Origin of the sequence: Nostoc sp. UIC 10630, assembly GCF_010747425.1 — a bacterium.
Classification (GTDB): Bacteria; Cyanobacteriota; Cyanobacteriia; order Cyanobacteriales; family Nostocaceae; genus Nostoc.
In genome coordinates, this window is the sequence record NZ_JAAGOG010000421.1 from 1 (window position 1) to 1694 (window position 1694).

Annotated in this window: 1 protein-coding gene; it reads right to left on the reverse strand. The window is 45.6% G+C overall.

The features are described 5' to 3' along the window. Window positions 1-20: 20 nt before the first annotated feature. Window positions 21-1646, reverse strand: coding sequence for an IS1634 family transposase (locus G1O98_RS38105; RefSeq protein WP_163939621.1), 1626 nt, complete (start codon window positions 1644-1646; stop codon window positions 21-23). Between the last annotated feature and the right edge of the window lie 48 nt (window positions 1647-1694).

Genomic DNA, 1694 nt, shown 5'->3' on the forward strand with positions numbered 1-1694 from the left:
ACCTACATTCCGCAGGTCTATCAGGTAAGGAGATAATATTTTCGGCAAGGAGCACCGAGAAACTGGAGAATCCAACGTCGTTCATCGGTAAGATTAGCAATTTGTTTAATGCCGGCGATCGTTATCAGATGAATGGACATAAAGCACTGAAAGACCCAACGGAGAGTGGGAGTGCTAGTCGGCTTACCCAACTGATTATTGATAGTTTGTTTTGCAGTTTCCAGAGCTTGGCGCAGTGCCCTTTGTCCTAAACTGTAAACTAATAAACACAGACCCATCACCATTGCCAATGCTGCTACCCGTTCGGGAGAGTTGAGGAAGACACTGCTGGTAAAAAAGAGCGGGTCTTTGAGGAAACGAAAACCGCGTTCTGTAGATTGTTGAGCCTTGTACTGCAAGAGCAAGTCATCGCCAGTCAACTCGTTGATATCTGTAACATTGGTCGCTAAAATGAAGCGACCTGCACGTAATTGTTCAGTAGCAATGGCTTGAAGTTTTGGCACCACACAAGCACGAATTTGATAACAGCAGTGAGTGGGTGGGGTATTTTTGCCTGGTCTACCCGGCTTGCGGTGACGGTGGTGTTCAATAATCTCTATATCTGTCAGTTGATGAAAGCGCAGCTGGTCGCTCAAGAGGTTTGCAGCTTTGAGTGCATCTGCTGCACAAGCGAATTCTTGTTGTGATAACTGTCGCAATTGAGACTGGGCTTTGTCCAAGTGCTGGGCGAGACGTGTTTCTAGTTGCTTTAAATCCGCGCTTTTCCGCGCTTCACTGTTGACTACTAACCAACGCTGCTTGACTCCGGCATAATCACTACAACATTCAGCAATCTGGTATCCTGCGATTGCACTGCTGACAAACGCTTCCTGACTCATGTTGTCTAAGAGAAATTTTGCTGCCGCTAAGGTGGCTGGCACTCTTGATAGCCAGCGTAAAGAATCCATCTGTTTGATGTTCTGTTCACAGTAAAGAGCGGCATCTGCCACAAACAAGGCATCTATCTCCCACTGTTGCCTAAACTTTTTGAGAATTCGCGCAAATGCCGCCGAGTCGGTTTCATTTCCATCTGCAACTCTCAGATATAAGGGAATGTCTCCATCCCCACTGCATATCAAGTCCACTATAAATTGTTTGAGATCCGGTCGATGGTCTCGTGAGTAACCATAGGTAATTTCAATTGCTCTTTCCTCTGTTGCGCCTTCATCTGTGGTGCTGACGTATTCTCCATGCACATGAAATGAACTGGAGTCTAGGTGCAAACTGTCTTTTTTTACCCCAAACTTTTGGGCTGCTGCCAACGCTACTGTGACGAATACTTGTGTTAGTCCCGCCTCATATAGTTTGTCCAATACTCTCCCCAAACGGTCGTCGTTTAGGTGTTCTGGACTTATCCCCTCTCCCAACAGGTGTTCTGTGGCTTTGCCCACAAAAAACTTTTCAAACAGATACAGTGGCGCACTGACCAAACCCAAGCCATTGAGAATCATCGCTTTGACTGCTTGACCTGGGCTGACTATTTCTTGGTGATGAGTGCCTAATATTTGGTTGATTTGCTCTACCAAACACATTTGGTCAATGATGCCTGCCACTATCCCGCAGTGGTCAATATCTTGTACTCTTATTTCTAATGCTGATGATGTCATAAATAAAAAATACCATCAATCTCTTCACTTACCTGCGGAATGTAGGTT